The organism is Niallia sp. NCCP-28, from assembly GCF_023168165.1.
Classification (GTDB): Bacteria; Bacillota; Bacilli; order Bacillales; family Cytobacillaceae; genus Niallia.
Genome location: NZ_BQYJ01000007.1, coordinates 30,181 through 53,386, shown reverse-complemented (window position 1 = coordinate 53,386; position 23,206 = coordinate 30,181). Strand labels below are relative to the sequence as shown.

At 32.3% G+C, this 23,206-nt stretch carries 17 protein-coding genes and 1 pseudogene; 14 read left to right on the top strand and 4 right to left on the bottom strand.

Going from position 1 to position 23,206, the window contains the following annotated elements; all coding sequences use genetic code 11:
- Window positions 1–48: 48 nt before the first annotated feature.
- Window positions 49–150 (top strand): DUF2933 domain-containing protein, encoded by a 102-nt coding sequence (locus tag NCCP28_RS23670; protein WP_259347179.1) that lies wholly within the window; start codon window positions 49–51, stop codon window positions 148–150.
- A gap of 211 nt (window positions 151–361) precedes the next feature.
- On the opposite strand, the gene NCCP28_RS17815 is transcribed toward NCCP28_RS23670, so the two are convergent.
- Window positions 362–661, bottom strand: coding sequence for an AbrB/MazE/SpoVT family DNA-binding domain-containing protein (locus NCCP28_RS17815; protein WP_127739835.1), 300 nt, complete (start codon window positions 659–661; stop codon window positions 362–364).
- A 159-nt stretch (window positions 662–820) separates the two neighbouring features.
- Here NCCP28_RS17815 and NCCP28_RS17810 point away from each other — a divergent pair, with 159 nt between their 5' ends.
- From NCCP28_RS17810 to NCCP28_RS23900, 4 genes and pseudogenes are all read left to right on the top strand, one after another.
- Window positions 821–1,723, top strand: coding sequence for a C39 family peptidase (locus tag NCCP28_RS17810; protein ID WP_127739834.1), 903 nt, complete (start codon window positions 821–823; stop codon window positions 1,721–1,723).
- 162 nt (window positions 1,724–1,885) lie between these two features.
- Window positions 1,886–2,482, top strand: a pseudogene (locus NCCP28_RS23905) (cell wall hydrolase).
- A 657-nt stretch (window positions 2,483–3,139) separates the two neighbouring features.
- Window positions 3,140–3,460, top strand: coding sequence for a GNAT family N-acetyltransferase (locus tag NCCP28_RS17800; RefSeq protein ID WP_235856665.1), 321 nt, complete (start codon window positions 3,140–3,142; stop codon window positions 3,458–3,460).
- Between the two features lie 476 nt (window positions 3,461–3,936).
- The gene (locus NCCP28_RS23900; protein WP_366881137.1) at window positions 3,937–4,176 is read left to right on the top strand and encodes a helix-turn-helix domain-containing protein; all 240 of its coding nucleotides are present in this window, start codon (window positions 3,937–3,939) and stop codon (window positions 4,174–4,176) included.
- Window positions 4,177–4,451: 275 nt separating this feature from the next.
- Here the strand turns inward: NCCP28_RS23900 and NCCP28_RS17795 are convergent, their stop codons facing one another.
- The gene (locus NCCP28_RS17795; RefSeq protein ID WP_127739832.1) at window positions 4,452–5,408 is read right to left on the bottom strand and encodes a class I SAM-dependent methyltransferase; all 957 of its coding nucleotides are present in this window, start codon (window positions 5,406–5,408) and stop codon (window positions 4,452–4,454) included.
- A gap of 464 nt (window positions 5,409–5,872) precedes the next feature.
- Here NCCP28_RS17795 and NCCP28_RS17790 point away from each other — a divergent pair, with 464 nt between their 5' ends.
- The 4 genes from NCCP28_RS17790 to NCCP28_RS17775 all read left to right on the top strand — a co-directional run bounded on the left by NCCP28_RS17790 (window position 5,873) and on the right by NCCP28_RS17775 (window position 10,401).
- Entirely contained in the window at window positions 5,873–6,913 is a 1,041-nt protein-coding gene (locus tag NCCP28_RS17790; protein WP_127739831.1) for a flavin-containing monooxygenase, read from the top strand.
- A gap of 222 nt (window positions 6,914–7,135) precedes the next feature.
- Window positions 7,136–8,086 (top strand): cation diffusion facilitator family transporter, encoded by a 951-nt coding sequence (locus NCCP28_RS17785; RefSeq protein WP_127739830.1) that lies wholly within the window; start codon window positions 7,136–7,138, stop codon window positions 8,084–8,086.
- Window positions 8,087–8,385: 299 nt separating this feature from the next.
- A complete protein-coding gene (locus NCCP28_RS17780; protein ID WP_127739829.1) occupies window positions 8,386–8,685 on the top strand; it encodes an ArsR family transcriptional regulator in 300 nt (99 codons plus the stop codon).
- An 867-nt stretch (window positions 8,686–9,552) separates the two neighbouring features.
- Window positions 9,553–10,401, top strand: a complete 849-nt coding sequence (locus tag NCCP28_RS17775) for a cation diffusion facilitator family transporter (protein ID WP_127739828.1) — start codon at window positions 9,553–9,555, stop codon at window positions 10,399–10,401.
- 932 nt (window positions 10,402–11,333) lie between these two features.
- On the opposite strand, the gene NCCP28_RS17770 is transcribed toward NCCP28_RS17775, so the two are convergent.
- Together NCCP28_RS17770 and NCCP28_RS17765 are read right to left on the bottom strand one after the other, a co-directional pair.
- Entirely contained in the window at window positions 11,334–12,056 is a 723-nt protein-coding gene (locus NCCP28_RS17770) for a YwmB family TATA-box binding protein (protein ID WP_127739827.1), read from the bottom strand.
- A 938-nt stretch (window positions 12,057–12,994) separates the two neighbouring features.
- Complete coding sequence (locus NCCP28_RS17765; RefSeq protein ID WP_127739826.1) at window positions 12,995–14,413, bottom strand: Na+/H+ antiporter NhaC family protein; 1,419 nt, start codon at window positions 14,411–14,413, stop codon at window positions 12,995–12,997.
- A gap of 258 nt (window positions 14,414–14,671) precedes the next feature.
- On the opposite strand from NCCP28_RS17765, the gene NCCP28_RS17760 reads away from it, so the two are divergent.
- The 5 genes from NCCP28_RS17760 (at window position 14,672) to cydC (ending at window position 22,617) form a co-directional block, all read left to right on the top strand.
- A complete protein-coding gene (locus NCCP28_RS17760) occupies window positions 14,672–15,316 on the top strand; it encodes a ZIP family metal transporter (RefSeq protein ID WP_127739825.1) in 645 nt (214 codons plus the stop codon).
- A gap of 1,461 nt (window positions 15,317–16,777) precedes the next feature.
- Entirely contained in the window at window positions 16,778–18,130 is a 1,353-nt protein-coding gene (locus NCCP28_RS17755) for a cytochrome ubiquinol oxidase subunit I (RefSeq protein WP_127739824.1), read from the top strand.
- A complete protein-coding gene (locus tag NCCP28_RS17750; protein WP_127739823.1) occupies window positions 18,127–19,140 on the top strand; it encodes a cytochrome d ubiquinol oxidase subunit II in 1,014 nt (337 codons plus the stop codon). Before NCCP28_RS17755 ends, NCCP28_RS17750 begins: the two co-directional genes overlap by 4 nt.
- A gap of 28 nt (window positions 19,141–19,168) precedes the next feature.
- Window positions 19,169–20,902: a thiol reductant ABC exporter subunit CydD gene (cydD, locus tag NCCP28_RS17745; protein ID WP_127739822.1), complete on the top strand. Its 1,734-nt coding sequence runs from the start codon at window positions 19,169–19,171 to the stop codon at window positions 20,900–20,902.
- Window positions 20,899–22,617 carry a thiol reductant ABC exporter subunit CydC gene (gene cydC, locus NCCP28_RS17740; RefSeq protein ID WP_127739821.1) on the top strand — a complete coding sequence of 573 codons (1,719 nt, stop codon included), beginning with the start codon at window positions 20,899–20,901 and terminating at the stop codon, window positions 22,615–22,617. The genes cydD and cydC overlap by 4 nt, the downstream gene beginning before the upstream one ends.
- The last annotated feature ends 589 nt before the right edge of the window (window positions 22,618–23,206 follow it).

The window sequence follows — 23,206 nt, the reverse complement described above, 5'->3', positions numbered from 1 at the left end:
ATCCTTGTTTGAATATTATCCTAATAAAAAGTAAAGGAGTGATAAAAAATGGAATGGTTATCTATTTTACTAGTACTTATATGTCCAATTATGATGTTATTTATGATGAAAAGTCATGGAGGACATAAAGATAAGGTGAACAATAAATAACTAGATGCAAGAATTATTAATTTGGAAATCGAAAATAAAGAATTGCATAGGAAACTAAATGAAATTTCTACTAAATGATTTGATGTTTCTTAAGATTATAAAAGAACACCTTATTGTGTTTTAATTCCACTTTAAGGTGTTCTTTTTCTATTTCTTTCTAAAGTTTTTAATAAACTAGTTTAGTTTATTTTGAAATGTTAAATCAGTGGAATTACTTACCAGTCTCTATGTGTATAAAAATTCCCTTTTCATCATCTGTGATGCCCATAATAAGTGGTGTATCACTTGTTATTCCAAGTATATTTCGTATTTCCTTTGGTATAGAAATACGATTCCTGCTTAAATAACATTGATTTAAATTTTTATTATCATGGTTTGCTATTATTATAATAGATTTGTCTAATATATCAATAAATAAAAGGTCTCCATCTTTTAAGTTCAACAGATTCTGTACTTTTTTTGGAACAGAGATTTGTCCATTGTTATAAATTCTCCTTCTATACACAGTCATTTTTCCACACCTTTTTAATTTTGCTTTAATAATAACTTTTTCTATTATAGAAATTATTATTGAAGAAATTGTGCAGAAATCAAATTACCTTCTTTTCTCCATACTTTTTTGATGAATTGATTATAAACTCATGTTATTAAGTAGTTAGGGAGAATAATAATGCAATTTCAGTTTATTGTCTTGATTATGATAAGTTTGTTGTGTATAAGTATTTTAATAATATTGCTTGTGAAAAGAACCAAATTAGTTATAATTTCACTTATTTCTTTGTATTTAATCATAATATTGTCTTTATTTAGTATTGATAATAAGAAAGTCAATGAAATTTTACGCAAAGAAATAGCGATAGATATTTCTATACCGAAGTCTTTGTTGAAACAGACAAGGGAAAACCCTAAAGAACTAAATAACAAAGATAATGAAGTAGATACAATATCTAATTTAGAACTAATTAAGGATGACATTTTAATAGATGCACCTATAATAAAGCAATTTCCAGAGTTGCCTAGGGGCTGTGAAGTAACTAGTTTAGCAATGTTTTTACAATATTATCAAGTTGAAACAGATAAAATGGAACTTGCTAAAAACATAAAAAGGGATTCAACTCCTTTAACAACTCAAAATGGAAAGATACATTGGGGAGATCCAAATCAAGGATATATTGGAGACATGTATTCGTATAACAATCCAGGATATGGGGTTTATCATAGACCTATAATGGAGTTGGCAGAAGAGTATCTACCAAACAAAATAGAAAATTTAACAGGAAAACAGTTTGAGGAATTAAAATTATATCTTTCAAATGACAGACCTGTTTGGATAATTACTAACACAAGTTATAAAAAATTGCCTAATACCTCTTTTGAGGAATGGGAGACACCAAATGGAAAAGTTGAAATAACGTATAAAGAACATTCTGTGCTAATTACAGGGTATGATAATTCTTTCGTATTCTTTAATGATCCCATTAGTGGTGAAAAGAACAAAAAAGTACAATTAGGACCATTTATAGATGCTTGGAAACAAATGGGGAGCCAAGCCCTTTCATTAAAGTTAAACTAAGAATAACTTATTAACAGAATTACAGTTCAAGTGGAAATAAGTAACACATTTTAGTAACCTTTAAATCACAGGCTTTAAAGTGCATAGGAAAATTTTGGAGGTAGTGTATAAATAGTTTCGTTGATAATATTGTTCTCGTAGACTTTAGTACTAGGGGGGTATATGGACTTTAACAATAAATTTTTATCTTCAACGTTACTAGTAATACTATTATCGTTATTTTTTGGAATAAATTCAGAAGCATCTTCATTATACACAGTGAAATCTGGAGATACACTGTGAAAAATAAGTCAGCAAAATGGATTTCCTATAGGATCTATACAAATAGCAAATAATCTAAAAGTTAATAAATTAAATGTAGGACAACGATTGACATTACCAGAACCAATTACTGAAAGCGAAAGAACTTTATTAGCACAATTGATTTATGCCGAAGCACAGGGAGAACTTTATTCTGGAAAGGTTGCAGTAGCGCGACTGTAGTTCTAAACCGTGTAGATAGTAATCTTTTTTCCTAATACAATAAGAGAAGTAATATATGAACGTTCTAATGGATATTATGCTTTTTCGCCAGTTCAAAATGGGAAAATAAAGAATAACCCAACTACGGTAGAATATAGAGTAGTAGATGAGGCAGTAGCATATAGAGGGAAAGGGAGTAGATCCCTGTATTTTTACAATCCCAAAACAGCAAAAAGTGAGTGGATTCTAATTAAAGAAGTAACGGTGAGAATTGGAAATCATTCTTTTGCAAAGTAAACAAACATGAAACACAAAGGGGACCCCTTTGTGTTTTTATTAAATTTAGGAACTTGAACGAATTTGATTACGACTTTTTTTATAACTTTATTAGAGTAGATAAATATGAATATAAGTTCTATCACATCTTACGCAACTCTTGGTGTTTACGCCAACCATAGGGAGTCAATCCCATTGGCTTATATACAGACAAGATTACAATCAGGATTAACACAAGTAAACCAACCCCTGGATGGAAAAGTTCACTTGGTAGAACAAAATTGGCAGTATCCCTTCTTTTTGTTTTAGCAGCTAAAGCGCTCACTAATGGCATATGCAATAGAAAACGATAATGGAATAAGTTTGAAGAGAACTCAATAGTGCTTGAATAAACCCTATGGTGTGCCAAGTGATATATTATAATTATACCAGTAAGCAACGAAGCGAAAGCCAGTGGGACAATGACGTACCATCCTACTATCCAGGCTGCCTGCAACGTTAAAATATCCTACGACTTTTAATATTTAATACCATGTTAAGAAAGATTACGCTCATTCACTACGTGAAACTGCGTTTTTTAGAGATAAATGTTTGTTTATTGAGGGAGTTATTGATAAAGTACTAATTAATGTGTTTCATTCAATAAATAGTTGTAGGAGTAATGTAATAGTGAAAATAATGGCATGTAATGAAAGACCAATTGATTACGAAGAAGTTATCAAACTTTATAGGAATTCGGAGTTGTTAGAGGAGAGAGTATTTCAAGATAAAGAGGATAAATTAAATAAAGTACTGACCCTTGGTGCTTGGAAGGACGAATCTTTGATTGGCTTAGTAAGAGCAGTGTCAGATGGGAACTCTAGAGCCTATATAGAAGATATAGTTATTCATAGTTTATATCGGAAGGAAGGTTTAGGAATTAAATTGGTTTCAACAGTGTTAAAAGAACTTTCATGTAACCATTTTATATTGCGAAGGAAATATAATACTCTTCTATGAAAAAAGATATTTTATGATGAAAGAATTTAATAAATAAGTGTATGACTCTAAATATATGAAGAAAGAGGGCATTAATCCAGTGATATGCTCTCCTTAAAATTGGCAGACAAAAAACAAAAAGTTCGTTGCTTAAAGGTGGGGGATGATTCTTACGAACTTTGTAATAAATAAACATTACTTATCCCGCTTTAAAACGATGGAGACTGCCAGTTAGAGATTATTTAACTGGGGATTATTCATTTTTGAAATATGAAGTTAGTGGCTCAGATGGTCTTCAAGATAAATGAGGAAGAAACAAAGAGGAACAGGAGTTAACCGCAGAAGAAAATTTTAAACTTGAAATGAAACGACTTGAAAGAGGAAACGAACGGATACTTGCTGAAAATGCATTCTTATAAAAGTTAGAGGATTTAAAAAGGAGGCGACATTAAACCAAGTTCGTTACATGGATAAATAAATAGCTATTCAAGAATTACATGAAAAGGAAAAGTACTCTATTATTCAACTATGTAAAATGGCAGGGATCGCCTGATTACCCTCCTACTATAAATGTCAAAACCGCACCCCGACTACTAAAGGATACGAAAAATGAAGAACTTTTGAAGGAAATAAAAGTAATTCATCATAAGATTGAAGCAATATTTGGCTATCGTCGAATGAATTTAAATTTAAACCGTAAATTTAACAAACAATTTAATTATAAACGAATTTATTGAAGGAAGCTGGAAACATAATAAATTTGTATACTCAGCATATATACATTAGACATTCATCAGAAGGGTACCAGCAAAATTGGCCTATACTGTTTGGCGGTCGTAAATTAAATGCTTAAGCCATACAGCGAAAAATGTTATTTAAGCTAGAGTTTGTCCTGACAGTATCTTCAATGGTTAAAACAGCGAATACATTGTAATTATGATGGGTGTATTGTTATCTATAATTTTAATTATAATTCTGCTACCTATTGTTAGCAATTTATAGTATAGCAGAATTAGCTAAAGTTGTTCTTTCGGCGAAAGAGATAAACAGCATTATCTTCCGATGGTGGTAAAATGAGAGAAGACAATCGTTCATCTAGTTCCATAGTGAAGTTTTCAGACGCAGCGTTATAATAGGCATCATAATCGCCAGTAATTTTAGGTTTTTTTGTACCAATTACAATATATAATTCAACTGATTTAGTTTTAAAAACGTGTTTCTCATATGAATTATTAGGAACGGGCCACGAACATAGGACAACTTCTGGATTGTATTTATTAAGAGCAGCTTTTGCATTTGCTTTTTCAACAAAATCGGGATAGTTTATAAAATAATCCCAACTAAAGTCATCTGTGGCTATGCAGTTAATATTTTTGTCTTTCAAAAACTTAGTTAATGTACCATCCCCTGCTGCAATCTCTACACAATATTTACCGTCTAATATAGTTGAGAGATTATTAATTAATTGTTTTGTATAAAAACAATAAATTCCTCTCTCATTCACAAGAGGTAGTAAAACTTTTTTATTTACAATGAATTTCCAAAAGAACGTAAATAAACCTAATGAGACTGGTTTCCTTATTAAATCTTTTTCAAATAGGAGCTTCTGTAAAATAAATCCGTCCCATATATTTAACCGTGTTTTGTTTTTTATTTTATTTGTAGAAGAAGCGAAGATAAGCCTTTGTAACAAAAATATGGCAAATCGGGCTTTGATTATATTTGGCATAAAGGCATTTAATGTTTTTTCGTTATACCCACTCTTTGCAATTTTTTTACTAGCTATTTTTGCATTTAAAGTGTATTTTTCAATTATTGTGTTAATTAAATTAGAATCTTTTGAATTTATTATGGCATTTATCTCCTTTAAAACATCTCCTTTATATTCCGGATATTGAGTCAAAAGTTTTTCTACACTAATCTCATTTTTTAGAATTTGTAGTGATAAGTCCTTTGTAAAGTTTTTCATTTCTTTCTCCAGTGCTTTGAAATTTTAGTTTTTCTAAATATAAAACATTTATACAATCCATGTATTTAATTATAATAATTTTTGGAAGATTGTTATGTTATTAATTTTAATTAAAATAACATTAACTTCTTTTTTAAATACTTCTTTGCTTAGTGGGATTCGTTTTTATTTTATTTACTTTCTCTTCTCTATGGCAAAATTATTAGTAGGCTTTTCTTCCTTTTATAATTATGTCTATTAAGAAAGTATTTTATGTGATTTAACTTTTTTTGTTTTGATTCATGTATTTCCGGAAGTTTAAAATATGCAATAAAGCAGAGTCAACTTATTTGTTATTAAATTTTTTAAAAATAAATAGATGTGTTTGTGTTTGAAAAATATGGTATATTTAGTTGATTTTCTAAAGTAATTCAAATAATATGATTATATGAATGTATAATCATATAAAGAGAGGAGAGTTAAATATGTATGATACTTTAATTATAGGGGCTGGTCAAGCTGGTATTTCTATTGGATATCATTTGAACAAATTAAATCGAAATGTCGTTATTCTTGAAAGGAGGTCAGAAATAGGGTCAAGTTGGAGGGATAGATACGATTCTTTAATTTTATTCACTCCACGTATGTATAATTCTCTTCCGGGAATGAAAATGGAAGGAGATAAACATGGTTTCCCAACAAAAGATGAAGTCGCGAACTATTTAATGAATTACGTCAAGAAGTTTAACATACCAATTAAATTAGGTGTTGAAGTAAAAAGTGCCTATAAACAAGACGGCTATTATTTAGTGAAAACAAATTATAAAGAATATATGGCGAAAAACCTTATAGTTGCTTCTGGAGCTTTTCAAACACCTAAAATTCCGTCTTTCTCAAGAAAATTACCAGAAGGGATATTTCAAATACATTCATCGCAATATAAAAACCCTCAGCAACTTGCAGATGGTAATGTTTTAGTTGTTGGTGGGGGAAATAGCGGTGCTCAGATTGCTGTTGAATTGTCTAAAGAAAAAGATACTTATTTATCACATGGTGAAAAGTTACTGTATTTACCTTTAATATTACTAAAAAAAAGTATTTTTTGGTGGTTTGATAAAATAGGTTTATTAAAACAAAATTATAACACTAGGTTAGGGAAATTCATTCAGAGTAAGGGAGATCCAATATTCGGATACGATTTAAAACATACTATTAGAAAAAAGAAAATAGTTATCAAAGGAAGGGTAATCGATATAAAAGAGGACGAAATTATTTTTAAAGATCAATCATCATTAAGAGTAAACAATATTATATGGGCTACAGGTTTTAAAAATCCATTACCTTGGCTGAAGGTTAATGAAATATATAATAAACAAGGTGAAATAATTCATCAACGGGGTGTCACAAACGTAATGGGATTATATTTTATTGGCTTACCGTGGCAATATAGAAGGGGGTCATCCTTACTTCAAGGAGTTGGATACGATGCAAAATACATTGTAAAACATATTATGAGTAAAGCATAAGTTATTAATGATAATTAGGCAAGTAATGTGATAATGTGAATTTTCATCTACTCGAAAATTTTGACTTATTTAGGAAATAAGCATATTATTAATATGAATATATGTTCATATAATTACAGTGTATTTTTTTCTTTATTACGATACACTTTAAAGAATGTGATATTAAGAAAAGAAGATGGTGCAAGATACAGGATTAAATGAAATTCATAAGGAGGAAGAACAATGGGACACGGACATGACCATTCCCATAATCATGCAAGTGGGACAAATAAAAAAGTTTTATTGATTTCTTTTAGTATTATTACTATTTATATGGTTATTGAGGCATTTGGAGGATTTTTAACAAACAGCTTAGCGTTAATATCAGATGCAGGCCATATGTTAAGTGATTCTATCTCTTTAATGATTGCTCTTATCGCATTTAAATTAGCTGAAAGAACGGCAAGTCATAGTAAGACATTCGGTTATAAACGCTTTGAAATTATTGCTGCAGTAATAAATGGAGTAACATTATTACTGATCTCTCTTTTTATATTTTATGAAGCAATTGATCGGTTTGCTAACCCACCTGAAGTTGCTACAACAGGAATGCTGTTAATCAGTTTTATCGGGTTATTGGTCAATATACTGGTTGCTTGGATAATGTTGCGTAGCGGTGATACGGAACATAACTTAAATATGCGAGGGGCGTATTTACATGTCATTAGTGACATGCTTGGTTCATTAGGAGCAATAATTGCTGCTTTATTAATAATGTTTTTTGGTTGGGGGTGGGCTGACCCTCTTGCTAGTGTAATTGTGGCACTACTTATCCTAAGAAGTGGCTATTATGTTACTAAGGATGCTATCCATGTATTAATGGAGGGAACTCCTAAAAATATAGATGTTAAAGATATCATTACAACAATTGAGGGGACAAAGGGTATTATTAAAATCCATGATTTACACATATGGACGATTACTAGTGGATTGAATGCACTTTCTTGCCATGCTGTTGTAGACAGTAAATTAACTATTGCAGAAGGCGAAATTATTCTACGTGATATTGAACATGAACTTGAGCATAAAGGAATTACCCATGTAACAATTCAATTGGAAACTAGCGAGCATAACCATGAAAATGAGGTCTTATGCCAAGTGAAAAATGAACCTATGCATGATCATCAACATTAAATTTATACAAGACCTAAAAATAGGTCAGTACTTTGTTGCTTTAGAATTTATTAACGAATATTGAAAAAAGCGTTTCGCTTTTTTCAATATATCTACTAATAGGATGTTATTTTTCTTTAAAAACAGATTTATTTTAGAAAAATTATATTTTTTTAGTTGTCCTACTATATAAAATCGGTTGGCATAGTGATTTGACAAATATGATAATTATCGGATATTCTTTTTATATGAATGAGTGCGCATTTAAGAATATAGCAATGCATTCTAATTTATTTTTTAGAAAGCTGGTGGATAAGTAAATGAAAAGAGATATCAACTCTTTGTTATCTGACGAAAATATAAAGGGACTTTCACGTGTTTGTAAAGTACTTACAAATCCAACAAGAATAAAAATATTATCTTTGATATATAAAAAAGAGTTAACAATAAATCAGATTTCTGACAGACTGAAAATGTCTAATTCTATGATATCTAATCAAGTAAACTATTTAACAAATGTAAAATATATTGAGTGTAGAAAAGGGTCAGAGAATTTTTATAGACATGACGACGAAGAACTAATTATTACAATAAATCAATTATTAAAACAAGCAAATTAATAATATCAAATACCAAAGTTAAATTTCATCCAACAGAAAGAACCTATCCAGTAAGTTACTGGATAGGTTCTTTCTGTTGGATATGAAATTTATTCGTTATCATTATCAGTTCTTGTATAAAAGTAATCATTAGGATTTATCGGTTTACAGTTTTTAGGAGTATAAAATCTTAAAAGGATCACCATTTACTACTTTATCGGAAAGAGAAAGGGTGGTAGTGACCTTATCTAGAAGCCTTTTTGCCTCAATGGTTTGCTCATCCTGTATTACCTTTCCTTGAATTGTAAAATTTTTCATCAATTGCTGATATGGTTGGACTCACAAAGTCACCATTTCTAAATGGTACAAGTTCATTATGACCTTCAGATAAAAGGTTTATGCCAAATTGGATGTAGTTTTTAGTATCAATACCCAGTATATAAAAGGGGAGGCATCAGGTCAATTTGCCCGTCATATTCTTCAATCGTACCACCTGTTAGTTTAAACGCAACTGATCAAGAGATGGGTTATCATAGGCTGCTAGGCTGCCTAACTTCTCTATATACTTTAATGCTTCTTTACGATTGACTATAGAAAAATCTATTATTAAGATTAATTCAGTATTTTCACAATCATTAATAGTTACCTCTATAAATCCAAAAAAGTCTTTGACATATCTAAATTAAGTTTGTAGGTTAATCAATTATATAAAAAACCAAAGCTAATGAATATTGTTTCGATTTTGTTTCCAATAGGAGAATTTACCTACCTTAATCCTATTTGCATATATGAACAAGTGGATTAGTTTAATACTTATAAAATAAGGTAAAAGACATTAATAAGAATGTTATTTGAAAAACAAGAATTAGAAATGAAAGGAGAAAGTAAATGGAAAAATCTCATGCGTCTGCAAAAAATATTAAATTGGCCTTTGGGATTAATCTTCTTTTTTCATTATTAGAATTTATTGGCGGCTTTTTGATTAACAGTGTTGCTATTATGTCGGATGCTGTTCATGATTTAGGAGACTCTCTTTCGTTGGGGCTCTCATGGTTTCTCCAAAAATTTTCTAATAAGAAAGGGGATCAACAATTTTCTTTTGGCTATAAGCGATTCTCTCTCCTTGGTGCATTAATTAATTCTTTGGTTTTAATTGGGGGATCCGTCTTTATTATTTCTAAAGCCGTTCCTCTGTTGTTTAATCCGGTACATTCCAATGCGCAGGGAATGTTTTGGTTTGCCATTGTAGGAGTACTCTTAAATGGATTTGCCGCTTTTCGGCTGCACAAGGGGAACTCCATCAACGAAGGTGTTATTTCCTGGCATATGATAGAAGACGTTTTAGGTTGGGCAGCTGTTTTAATGGTCAGTATTGTTTTGTTGTTTAAGGATATTCATATTCTTGATCCGATTTTGTCTCTTGCGATAGCCTTGTTTATTTTAATTAATGTTGTACGAAATTTGATTAAAACCATGAAGATACTCTTAGAAGGTGTACCAAATGGCGTTAATATAAAAGAAATTCAATCGAAAATTGAAAGGATACAGGGGGTTGTTTCGGTTTCTTCATTGCATATCTGGTCCATCGATGGAGAAGAAACTGCCTTAAATGCACACCTTTGTGTCACAGGAAACCGCCTGAGTGATTGTGAGGTAATTAAGAAGTCTGTACGGGACGTCACTTCTGACCTGAACATTACCCATTCAACAATTGAACTGGAATGGAAAAATCAATAAGTAGTTGTAGGGAAGGACCTTTGCCCTTTAAAAAAGCCAAAATAAAGATCGGAAAAAAATTCAGTTTCTTTTCTGATTTATATTTTGGTTATTCTATTTTGAAGTTTTCCTTAAAGAGAGGAATCCTAACTGTGTAATCATTAAATACTGTTAAGTTTGAAATTATAACGAGAAAGAAAAACCCTTTGGCAGGTAATCTTGTATCACTTACTGTATTTAACAAGGACGAGCGCATTTCGTAATTTTCTTCATAGGATAGTAGTGAATGATTAAGAGCCTTTCTTTCAGTGAGAGGAGATTATAGTTATGCTTTTATCTACTTTTATCAAGAATCTGTCTCTTATTTAAGTAGCTACAGCAATTTAGAACGTTTTGTCATACTAAAGAGTAATTTTAAAACACATTATTTAAAGTAAAAATACTTCCAGACAAGATAATGATATGAATATAAAAAAGAACGATGATGCTGAAGGAAGCGTAAATGACCTTCAAGCGGTATTTCTAAAAGGGATAATCCCTGGTTAAAAATTATCTTAAAACAAGTCCTCTTTTTAAGATAATTGTGTCTTGAGCCGGCAAGCTAAAAGGGACAAAAAATTTTACTCAGAATTTCACATAAATCATAACCAAAATCATACATTAGCTTAGATTTCACAACTTAAACCATCGTAATTGGTATGTATATCGCTAAACATCATCACGTAGCTAAAGCACAGGATTATCAAGGAATGGAGCTAGGTCCAATACTTATTTTGAACTCCAATATTTCCATATATTAATTTTTCAAGGGTGGTAAAGCTTTGGATGGTAGTATTAAGTAATACAGGAACAGTTTTAATTTTTATTTTAATTGCATTATGGAAACTACGTATGAAAAGTTAAGATAATAAAACGAAGAAGTGTCTGATTATGCGATATCTCGTATTTGCTATTTAATACTCGGAAGTGATAATAGGTGTTCCAATTGTTACTTTTACTTGATTCGTAGATTCACTAGTTTCTCTGTATGCAATATGGAGGTTCATGTATTGGTTATCACCAAGAGGGAGTTTATTCTCCCAGCGTTTCGTATATGCGGATAGAGAAACGAATTTTGTTTCATTTAGACTTTGTATTTCTTCTCCTGAAAAATTAGTTAATAGTTTAGATGCTTCAGTATACAAAGATTGATTAATATTTTTTGTTCCTTGGACGGTATAAAACGCCGAATAATCCTCTATTTTATTCTTATACATATTGAAGATTGCTGGCCATTTAGTTTCATCCCATTTGCCCTTTATATCATAGGTGACACTTAAATTATACTTACCGCTCTGTGAGTATATAATGATTAGAACTTTCTCCTCTAGGTCTGCAATAGAAGTTTTTTTCTTGCCTTCAATTTTATAGTAATCTTTCACAAATTTCTTTTTTGACCAACTATAATCTTTTTCAGTGTCTTTAATATCATCTATTGTCCTATCAAGATCTTTCATATCAGAATATTTCCTAATAGGTTCTTTAATATACATAGACCAATTATTAATAAATATATTGTTTTGCTTTGCAATTTGTGTAATTTGACTTAATTCATTATCTTGGTAAAAAGCTTTAGCTTCATTTGTTGTTAAAGTTATTAATAAGAAAAAACAAAATAATAGAATTAATTTTTTCATACTTCTCAACTCCCTCTATATATGAAGGATAGCCAGGAAAATAAAAATTTATACTAGATTAGTAAATTTTATGTTTTTATTCTTTAATAGGAATTGCAATAATCAAAACTTTAATATTGAGTTAATGGAATTAAGTAATTTTTTTCTAGTTATTTAATTAGGTATATCACCATGGATAAAAGATGAAAAGTATGGATGCAGAATCATTAAAATAGAAGACATTAGAAAAATATGCTCATGATATTTAGGTGGCAAAACGCGTGGATATAGAAGTTGTTGACATTCCTCGATCGGGCATTTATGTCCGGGCAACTTAGAGACGATATTGGAGAGTATATCTATACGCTATGTTACTTTTTTGGTTGTGATATTTTTAAACTTAATGGCTATTTTTTTCTATGTCTGCAAAACTTGGAGTCGTAAAAGGAATAAATTTATTTGATTTTGCTTAGGAGCAATGACCTGAACCAGTTTCTTTTGGTCTATGGATAGAGGAAATGTTTGTAACGGTAACTGATTTGTTGCATTCATTGATGCTGCTATAAGGCTTTATTATTTTTTTGCATTCTTCAGCTGTAATCGCGCTATTGGTTCTTCTGTTATCCTTTAATTGCATATAATGGGAGTTATGTCTTAAGAGTAGGGTATAGCTGGACTTGTTTTTGTAGTAGTAATTTCATTTGGGATATATGCAAAACAAGATATGTTACCACTCATACTGGTGTGCTATCCCTTTCTGGACACTAAAACTATTGAAGGTATAAATTTATTGTGATTATTCATGTAAATATAAGGAAACCAAAAAAGGACCTAATTTAAAATATTATAGGAAAGTTGCTCTACTTTGAAGTTAGACTGTTAAAAAGAATAATTCAGCCAATTAGTTAGTTATAATTAGAATCCCGCTAACATATGTGGTTGTTGGCGGAACCCTAACTTTAAAAAAATAAGCCGGCAATTACAAACAAAATAGTTGAGACACCCAATGCTACGAAAGAGGAAGCGGATTTGGCCTTAGCATAATCAACAACGGGCAAATCAAAAACTGAAGCAGTAGTGACGGTTGTCTCTCCTAAGGGCGAAGTGAAGTCACCAAAGGATCCTGCGGCAAACACTGCTGCCACCGCCAGTGGCAGTGAAGCATCGGTAGCTTCTGCTAATGAAATTGCTAGAGGCATTAAAAGACCCCATGTACCCCAAGATGAACCTATAAAATAAGCTATAAGCGAACCAAATAAAAAAACTGCTACCGGTACAAAAGCCCCTGACAAAAAGGTTCCTGCTGTTCCTGTTATGAAGCTGGAAAACCCAAGGTCTTCCGCCATATTTGCAAGTGCCCAAACGAGTACTAATAGTATGATAGCCATTATTATTTGGTTTCCGCCATCAATGAAATGAAACATTAATTCAGAGATTTTTTCCTTTCGTAGAAGGAACAAACATAAAGAAAAAATGACTGTCGCAAAAAGGGCAATTAACATTGCTTGCGTTGCATCAGCTTGTTGCATTGCATCTAAGAACGAGTTTGCTCCCTTATGTAAACCATCTTGCCATATTAGATAAAATGTGCTAGATAGAAGTAAAAGTAAAGGTAAAATAAGGTTCATCGCTTTTGGTTCTACCTTTTCTAATTCGGATTCAATACTTTCCCTGTGAATCTCTTCTTCAATTTCAGACACGTTATGACCATTATTTGAATCAATTCCTTTTCCAATATATCGCCCTGTCAGTACTGCAAATATACCGATTGTCACTATTGACAAAGCCCAAAAATTAAAAGGGATACTTGCTAAAAAAAGCTGATAAGGAGATCGGTTAATATTTAATTGATTTAACGAACCTCCTACAACAGAAACCATATATCCAGTGTAAGTTGTGGCCACAGGCATTAGGACAATTACTGGAACGGTGGAAACGTCGATTGCATATGCAAGCTTTGCCCTCGTAATGGCAACGGATGTTTTTGCAGCCTTCATAACTGGTCCAGTAGTCATAATCCTAAACTCGCAATCCATAAAGGTGACGAGAATCGTAGACCATGCAACGATTAAGGCGCTTCGCTCGGTTTTAATTCGCTTCTGTACTGTTTTTGCAAATCCTTTAATGCCTCCAGCAACTTGCATCATACCAACAAGCCCTCCGAAAACAAATAGAAAAATGATGATTCTAAGGTTGTCTCTATCTGAAATGGCAATAAACACATAATCACTCATTTTAGACAAAGAGTTAAAGATTCCGGGTTTTAATGAGTATGAGCCAATTAGAAGTCCCAATCCTAGACCAACTAATACTTGTCGGGTTGTCATTGCCACAAATACGGCGATGACAAACGGAACAATAGAAAACCAATTTTCCATTAATATCCCTCTTCTCTACAATAGATTTTACACACATATTTTGTACCAAAGGTTTAAAATCATTCGTAAAATAATGAAATAATGTAGAGTGTATATCTTCTAATGCTATATAAGTTATTCGTTAACCTATCTTATACGATTAAACTCTTTAATATTAATTTGGACTCAAAAAATATTAATTAAAACAATAAGCTAAGGGAATATAGAATTTTACCTCTGAATATATTTGTTAAAACTAGTTCTATATGGAGGCGTGGAATGTCTGTAGAAATTAAGGTCAGTTTAATCATTATGAGTTTAGTTTTTATGGGGATAGTACTAGGGGGAGGACTCATTCGAATATTATTCCCTTTTTTGAGAGATAAATATTACTTTTTGCCCCTTTTGGGCGGTGGAGTTTTAGCTGGAATGTTGGGATTTGAACTTATTCCTGAAGCCATAGCTAGATATGATATCCTTGGTCTAATGGCAGGAAGTTCTGTAGGTATTTTTTTTATTGTGCTTGTAGAAAAATATACTCATAACATAAAGTATAACGGTATACAAAATATGAAAGTTATATTTTTATTATTCTTCGCTTTATTCATCCACAGTATCCCTACAGGTATAGCTCTTGGAATTAATATTGGTGAAACTGATACTTCCCTTTTGAAAGTAACATTGGCTCATAATATCCCAGAAGGGATGGTTTTGATGACTTCTCTATTAATTTCAAAAGCCGGTATAAACATTTTTTGGATTTTATGCGCTATGTTATCGGCTGCACTAGCAATCAATGTGTATGTAGGGATGGAGTTAAACATTGCATCACCAAAAATAACAACTATGTTCATGGGAGCTGGAATTAGCACACTAGGCTATGTAACGGTTTATGAAATATTATGGAAAACCATTAGCAGGTAAACTTGCATTCACTGTAAAGCTAAAGATAAAGTAGCTTTTTCCATGAATAATTTAGGCTGCCATACGGTGGTTAATTTTATAAATAAAGACAGCAATCCTCAATTAAACGAATTGTTTATGAAGGTATATATTCTTTCCTTATGTTTGTATAGAACCCGTGGTTTAAAATTATATGAATTCCATGCTAATATAGGCCCTAAAAGAAAAGCGAAGTAAGTGTGTGAGAGCTTTCCTCTTAAGGCCCTTAGTAAGGTATAGAACCTTATATTGTTTCGGCATAAAGGATCAATAGTTTAGTTAATCAACAAAAATTTAATAGTTTCCTTTTATCACATTTATATGTCTGTATGTTTCTAACTGGTGGCATTCGGACTCTCATTCACATAGAACCGAGTTCTAAGACAACTGCAGATAGTGTATCAGAATGGAAATCTCTATTAAGTGACAGTCTTGGTTAAGAAAGCTTTGTAGTCATATTCTATTGGATCAAGACAGGCGTTAAGTTTGGAACAATGCTTTAGGAGTATGACCTTAGGTACAAACCACTTGATAGAGTTATGGTGGAATCAAGGGTTGCTAAAAAATTACTAATAGAACATTATTAATTCAATTATCTTATGCAGAAGCACTAGGAGAACCATATGAACTTAAAAGTTGCATTAGGAATTTAGTCTTGAATCAGTGTTTATATTAATACATTTTCATATACAATTAGAAAAGTTAATTTTAATAGTTCTAACAGTTATTTTATTATCTTGCTTGTTAAAATAGGCAAAATAAATAAGACTCTACAAGCATAGGAAACAAGGCATTGGATAAAACATTGTCTATAGAGAGGACACAAGGTCTCTATACTTCTACAATCAAAAGGGAATGGATTTTAACTAAAGAAGAGAAGTGAATGTCAGATTTGGTAACAAACTTTTGCAAAGTAAGCAAAAAAAGGGGAAATCCTTTTTTTTTATTAATTAAATAGGAACTAGGATTGGATCCTTTTTGTTTGAGTAAAAATAAAAATAGAACACTATCATAATCTTTTTGATTTCAGTCTCTAATGATGCTCTTGCTGTTTATGCCGTTTTGGAGTTTAGGAGTTCAATTTTTGTAAAGTTGAGGGTTTCGGAAGTTAGTGGTAAAAATACCCTTACGGAATTGTACACAAAACGTACACTATTTGTACACATTTTTTTATATACTTCCATGATAACATTGTATACATAGTGAAAATAGAAAAATACAATCTATCATTTACATGATTAGAATGGTTGATAGTTGTATAAGGATTATCTATAGTTCTTATAAAGAAAGAAATCCTGTTATATGAACAAGGTATTGATAAATATGTGTAAAAGTTCTTTAATGATAAATGTTTAAACCAGACAATCTATTGTTTAAGAGTATATAAGTATACAAAAACTTGTTCAGAATTTCACATAAATTAACATTTGAGGAGGCTTTAAAATGGAGTTTGATACAGTTACAATAAGTAGATTAATTACCGCTATGACACTAATTTTTCATATTGTTTTTGCTACTTTAGGCGTAGGTGTACCATTATTTATTTCGTTAGCTGAATTTATTGGTATTAAGAAGAAAGACAAACATTATGAATTATTAGCTAAACGTTGGTCCAGAGGTTTTGTGATATCTGTAGCTATTGGGGTGGTTACGGGAACGGCTATAGCCCTACAGTTATCTTTAGTTTGGCCAAACTTTATGGAGCTTGCCGGCAATGTGATTGCATTGCCGCTGTTTATGGAAGTCTTTGCATTTTTCTTTGAAGCAATTTTCCTGGGGATTTATTTATATACTTGGGATCGATTTAAAGGGAAATATACACACTGGTTATTATCTTTACCTGTCATTATCGGTGCAGGTATGTCGGCGGTATTCATTAGTACAGTGAATTCGTTTATGAATTCACCAGACGGATTTACCATGGTGAATGGTGAGTTTACTGCAGTAAATCCATTGCAAGCCATGTTAAACCCATCAACTCCCACAAGAGTCTTTCACGTCTTAGGAGGTTCATATTTAACAGTTGCTGCAATTTTAGCTGCCCTTGCTGCGTTTGCACTCTTAAAAAAGAAAGGTGCTGCAGAATATCATAAGAAAGCATTAAAAATGACTGTTATTTCTATGGTTGTGTTCTCTTTGCTAACTGCATTAGGTGGAGATTTGTCAGCAAAATACCTAGCCAAGTACCAGTCAGAAAAATTAGCAGCTGCAGAGTGGCACTTTGAAACAGAGGGTAATGCTGATCTTGTTCTTTTCGGATGGTTAAATGAAGATAATGAAGTAGTTGGGGCGATCCGAATTCCAGGTTTTTTAAGCTTTTTAGCAAATGGTGATTTTACGAGTGAGGTAATAGGGCTTGAGGAAACACCAGAAGGAGAACGACCACCATTAATCATTCACTATTTGTTTGATTTGATGGTTTCGATTGGATTATTCTTATTAGGGGTTTCGTCCTTGTATCTAGTATTAAGTAGATTTAAACGATGGGATGTCCACAACAAGTTTATATTATGGTTACTCGCTTTAGGTGGTCCACTTGCGATGTTAGCAGTCGAATTTGGCTGGGTATTTGCAGAGCTGGGCAGACAGCCATGGATTTTAAGAGGATATATGACAGTGGAAGAGGCAGCAACTAAATCTCCCTATATTGTTCACATGTTTTTCTTATTTTTAGCACTATACTTAGTGCTTGGAACCCTATTTGTCCTTACTTTAAGGAAATTATTTAAAGATAAGCCTGTGGAACTCGAATTAGAGAAATACTACCCTGAACTTAATAAGGGGGATAAAAAATGAGCTATGAAGTAATTGGGATTAGTGTATTATGGATATTTTTATATGGATATCTAATAGTGGCATCCATAGATTTCGGTGCAGGCTTTTTCGCTTACTATGCAAAAGTTACGAAACAAGATCACATTATCAATAAAATTATTTCACGTTATTTATCTCCAGTTTGGGAGGTAACAAATGTATTTTTAGTATTCTTTTTTGTTGGTATTGTTGGATTCTTTCCATCAACAGCCTATTACTATGGATCAGCATTACTTGTACCCGCAAGTTTTGCCATCATTTTGATAGCTATTCGCGGTTCCTTTTATGCTTTTGAAAATTATGGGTCAAAACAAAGTAATATTTATATGTTTCTATATGGTGCAACAGGGCTATTTATCCCAGCCTCTCTATCGGTTGCCTTAACGATTTCTGAGGGCGGATTCATTACAGAACAAAATGGACACGTATCATTAAAATACTTTGAGTTATTTACTAGTCCATTAGCTTGGAGCATTGTTGGTTTGGCTATTGTCTCTGTCCTGTTTATTAGTGCGAGCTTTATAACGTACTATGCATCAAGAGCAAATGATATACCGGCACTTCATTTAGTAAGAAAATGGGCACTTTTTTGGGCAACACCAACCATTATTATGGCACTTACAACCATGATAGCTTTAAGTCAGCGCAATCAGCAAAATTACGAAAATATGATTGATTTATGGTGGGTTTTTGGTCTATCGATGGCATTTTTCTTAATTGCGATTAGTCTATTGTATATTGGCAAGTATTATGGTGTTGCTTTTATAGCGATTATGCTGCAATTTCTTTTTGCCTTTTTTGGATACGGCATGGCCAAGTTTCCATATTTACTATATCCGCAAATCAGTATAGAAAATAGTGTTACAAATCCTTCGATGGGAATTGCACTTATTGTTGCATTTATAGCTGGACTGCTATTATTAGTTCCTTCCCTGATTTTGTTAATGCGTCTGTTCTTATTTGATGCAGATTACGCGAAGGGTAAAAAATAATGAGATTGAACAAAGGGCTGAATTGATTATGCAAAAATTAAAGCAGACCATCTGGTTATATAAAAAAAGAATTTTTCTTTTAATGGGATTAACATTAATACTTGGTATAGCCGTTATTACACAGGCTTTCGCAATGACGAATATAGTGGATGGTGTCTTCTTGAATCATCAAACCTTTTCAGCAGTTATACCATGGTTAATCCTATTATTATTCATACTATTGATTAGATCTAGTTCTGATTATCTAAGTAAACGTATCGGTGTTTCCATTGCGAGCGATGTAAAGAATGCTACGCGTAAAGAATTATTAACGAAATATGCTGGTAGCTCTATTCAGTTAGCAGAAAAAGGGCAAACAGGTAAAAAGGTTAGTATGCTGCTTGATGGTGTGGATGAGATGGATAGCTTTTATAGTCAATTTATTCCGCAAGTGATGCAGAGCACCTTTGTACCGATTTTAGTGCTAATAATCATTTTTACACAACATATCAATTCAGGTTTAATACTATTAGTTTCCGCTCCTTTTATTCCGATCTATATGATTATCATCGGAATTAAAACGCAAAAAAAATCAGAAGAGAAGTTAGAAAAACTAGCTTCTTTTTCTGGTAACTTTTTAGATGCATTAAAAGGACTCGTTACGTTAAAGTTATTTGACCAAACGAAACGTCAAAAGGATGAATTAGAAAAAAGTAGTTTGAGTTTTCGTGACACAACTCTTGATATACTAAAGATTGCTTTTACACAATCCTTTGCACTTGAACTTATCTCCATGTTAAGTATAGGAATTGTTGCACTGGAATTGGCTATACAGATGATTATTTATGAAAACATGTCATTCTTTACGGCCTTTTTAATTCTTATATTAGTTCCTGAGTTTTTTACTTCATTAAAAGAACTAGGAACAACATTCCATAATGGCAGAGCAAGTATGGGAGCGACGAAAAAAGTATTAGAAGAATTTGAGGAACAAGAAAACTTGTTGTTATGGGGAAAAGAAGAGCTGCCAAAGCAGGATGTTCCTCCAACTATATTACTTGATCAAGTAGGATATACCTATCCTGTTGGGGACTTTCAATTAAAGCCGGTCACTGCTACGTTCTTGCCAAAACAAAAGATTGCCATAGTTGGTGCAAGTGGAACAGGGAAATCTACTTTACTTAACATATTGGCAGGAATGATAACTCCAGATCATGGGTCAGTTAAAATTAATAGTAGAGAGCTGACTAGCTATACAGAAGCTTCCTGGTTAAATCAGATCTCTTACATTTCACAGCACCCTTATATTTTTTCTGGTACGATAGCCGAAAATATATCAATGGGGATTACAGATAAGGTAGAAGAAACAGCTATAGAAGAGGCTGCAAGATTGGCTGGGCTTTTACCACTTATAAAATCTTTAGAAAAAGGGTTTCAAACAGAAATAGGGGAAGCAGGCAGGGGATTATCTAGCGGCGAGAAACAAAGGGTATCCATTGCCAGAGCCTTTCTGAAAAAACCGAATATAGTTTTACTTGATGAGCCAACACGAGGACTTGATCTTGCTACGGAAAGTATCTTGCAGCAATCGATTGAAATGCTAAGTGAAAAGGCGACTGTTATAACGGTAGCACATCGATTGCATACCATTAAAAATGCAGATCAGATTCTCTATCTAGAGAATGGGCAGTTACAAGCAACTGGTTCGCATGAATACTTGGTTGAGAATATCCCAGCATATAAAAAAATTGTTACCATTCAAAAAGGGGGGGCTAAACAATGAGCGCTTTGCTAAAAGTAATTAAACTAGTTTTAATAGAGAAAAAAGATATCGTTATTGCGGTTATCTGTGGCTTTATTGCTGGAATTAGTAGTGTAGGTTTATTTGCAGCAAGTGGTTATCTTATTTCTAAATCGGCCTTAACCCCTCCCTTTTATACATTAATTGTATTAACATCAACTGTAAAATTATTAGGTCTAGTTAAAGCAGGGGCAAAATACGGAGAGCGTCTTTATTCCCACAGAGCAACATTTACCATTTTAAGTAATTTGCGAGTGGCTTTTTTTGAAAAATTAACCCCACTTGTTCCAAATGTTTTTCAAAAGTATAGAAGTGGAGATTTACTAGCACGTGTAGTTGGAGACGTAGAAAGTTTACAAAATTTCTTTCTGAGAGTTTTTTACCCACCAATGGTGTTATTACTTGTTTTTATTAGTACCATTTTCTTTGCTAGCTTCTATTCAATGGAGATTGCTGTAATCCTTTTAATTGGATTTTTATTGACCACCGTCCTTATTCCAGCGCTATTTACCTTAAGACAAGTGAAGATTAATGGCAAAGTTAGAAATGAACGTGGTGAATTATCCACATATATTACAGAAATGATGTTTGGCTTTCGTGATTTAAAGTTATTTCAACAATTACAAACAAAACAAAATCATTTAATAAGTCAATCAGAAGCCTATATTGCTCAACAAAAAGCTAAAAATATAAATAAAATATCCAGTCAATCGTTTAATGGATTTATTACCTTTGTAGTCAGCTGGTTTGTCTTAGCCTTTGGAGCATATTTAGTTACGAATGGTACATTAGAAGGGATATTTTTGGCAATGCTAGTCATGGTTTCCCTTACTGTCTTTGAGCCTGCAGCACCAATGGCCGTCTTTCCAATCTATATGCAAGAAAGCAGTGATGCTTCCAAGCGTTTATATGATGTAGTAGAAGACCCAGACGTACAGGTTAATGAGACTAAGGCGACTATATTTAAATTACCGGATAATGCCCCATCACTACACTTTAAAGAAATCCAGTTTACACACCAAGGCGATTGGCGGACAACAATCCCTAATCTTTCATTAACGATACCATCTAAATCGAAAGTAGCAATTGTAGGTGCAAGTGGTTCTGGAAAATCCACATTACTGCAAATTGCCTTAAAGTTACTACAAGTTCAAAACGGTAAAGTATTCTGGGATAAACAAGATACAGCAAGTATTGCAGGCGAAGCAATCTGGGAACAAGCAAAGGTAGTGTTGCAGGAAAATCATTTCTTTTATGGTACCATCCGAGAAAATCTAAAATTAGCTGGAGCTGAACTTACAGATGATCAGTTGAAAGCTGCCTTAACTAACGTAAATCTTGAACAATTTTCATTAGATCAGCAAGTATTAGAAAACGGTGAAAATCTTTCAGGAGGAGAAAAACAGCGATTAGCCATTGCTAGAGCTTTCCTAAAGAAAGGACATCTGTGGTTATTAGATGAGCCCACTTCATCATTAGATGCACTGACAGAACAAAGTATTTATCAGCGACTTTTCGAATATGCAAAAGAGGATACTTTAATACTAATCAGTCATAGGCTGCAAGGATTAGACAGAATGGATCTAATTATTGTAATGGACCAAGGAAATATTATAGAATACGGTTCCTACCAAGAGCTTTTGAACAAAGAAGGATATTTCTTTCAAATGAAAACATTAGAAGAAAGTTTACTTTAAAAAGGAATAAATAATAGACAAGAGTGTGAAACACGCCAACTATGCACTAGATATAAGAGCTATTGTATTTTGGTGTCGTTTTTTCACCACAATTATTAATACTATGTGTAGTATAATGAATATCAGATTAGCCAGTTCCTCCTAGGTAACTGGCTTTTTGAATTGTTGTACTGGAATTTTTGCAGAAAGGGGTATTTGCTGATTCTAAGAAATATGTACAATGTTCATAAGTTTTGCTTGAAATAACATATTTTTTTGATAACCTAATTTTATAAAAAAGTTTCAAGGATTCCTATATCAACCACTTTATTATTCCCATAGACCTGACCTTAATCTCTATACTCTTGAAAACATTCAGATTATAATTTGATTCTTCATAAGTTGTCAATTTTCCCATCAAATTCATTGAAAGCTGTTGAGAGGCATATTAAAAATATCCCAGGCAGTTTAACAAATTAGAAGTCCTAGATAAGGTTTGTTACTGTATGCAATCTAATTGTTGCACTACTTATCCTAAGAAGTGGCTATTAAGTTACTAAAAGTTACTAAGGAACCTATAATAATCCTACTAATAAATTTGGTGGTATAA

Bases quoted from the DNA above. Each gene is read 5' to 3' on its own strand.
- NCCP28_RS17790 (WP_127739831.1), top strand. From the start codon at position 5,873: ATGTATGATACTTTAATTATAGGGGCTGGTCAAGCTGGTATTTCTATT.
- NCCP28_RS17815 (WP_127739835.1), bottom strand. From the start codon at position 661: ATGACTGTGTATAGAAGGAGAATTTATAACAATGGACAAATCTCTGTT.
- NCCP28_RS17785 (WP_127739830.1), top strand. From the start codon at position 7,136: ATGGGACACGGACATGACCATTCCCATAATCATGCAAGTGGGACAAAT.
- NCCP28_RS17760 (WP_127739825.1), top strand. From the start codon at position 14,672: ATGTCTGTAGAAATTAAGGTCAGTTTAATCATTATGAGTTTAGTTTTT.
- NCCP28_RS17770 (WP_127739827.1), bottom strand. From the start codon at position 12,056: ATGAAAAAATTAATTCTATTATTTTGTTTTTTCTTATTAATAACTTTA.
- NCCP28_RS17765 (WP_127739826.1), bottom strand. From the start codon at position 14,413: ATGGAAAATTGGTTTTCTATTGTTCCGTTTGTCATCGCCGTATTTGTG.
- cydC (WP_127739821.1), top strand. From the start codon at position 20,899: ATGAGCGCTTTGCTAAAAGTAATTAAACTAGTTTTAATAGAGAAAAAA.
- NCCP28_RS17775 (WP_127739828.1), top strand. From the start codon at position 9,553: ATGGAAAAATCTCATGCGTCTGCAAAAAATATTAAATTGGCCTTTGGG.
- NCCP28_RS23670 (WP_259347179.1), top strand. From the start codon at position 49: ATGGAATGGTTATCTATTTTACTAGTACTTATATGTCCAATTATGATG.
- NCCP28_RS17795 (WP_127739832.1), bottom strand. From the start codon at position 5,408: ATGAAAAACTTTACAAAGGACTTATCACTACAAATTCTAAAAAATGAG.
- NCCP28_RS17810 (WP_127739834.1), top strand. From the start codon at position 821: ATGCAATTTCAGTTTATTGTCTTGATTATGATAAGTTTGTTGTGTATA.
- NCCP28_RS17755 (WP_127739824.1), top strand. From the start codon at position 16,778: ATGGAGTTTGATACAGTTACAATAAGTAGATTAATTACCGCTATGACA.
- cydD (WP_127739822.1), top strand. From the start codon at position 19,169: ATGCAAAAATTAAAGCAGACCATCTGGTTATATAAAAAAAGAATTTTT.
- NCCP28_RS17800 (WP_235856665.1), top strand. From the start codon at position 3,140: ATGGCATGTAATGAAAGACCAATTGATTACGAAGAAGTTATCAAACTT.
- NCCP28_RS17750 (WP_127739823.1), top strand. From the start codon at position 18,127: ATGAGCTATGAAGTAATTGGGATTAGTGTATTATGGATATTTTTATAT.
- NCCP28_RS23900 (WP_366881137.1), top strand. From the start codon at position 3,937: ATGAAAAGGAAAAGTACTCTATTATTCAACTATGTAAAATGGCAGGGA.
- NCCP28_RS17780 (WP_127739829.1), top strand. From the start codon at position 8,386: ATGAAAAGAGATATCAACTCTTTGTTATCTGACGAAAATATAAAGGGA.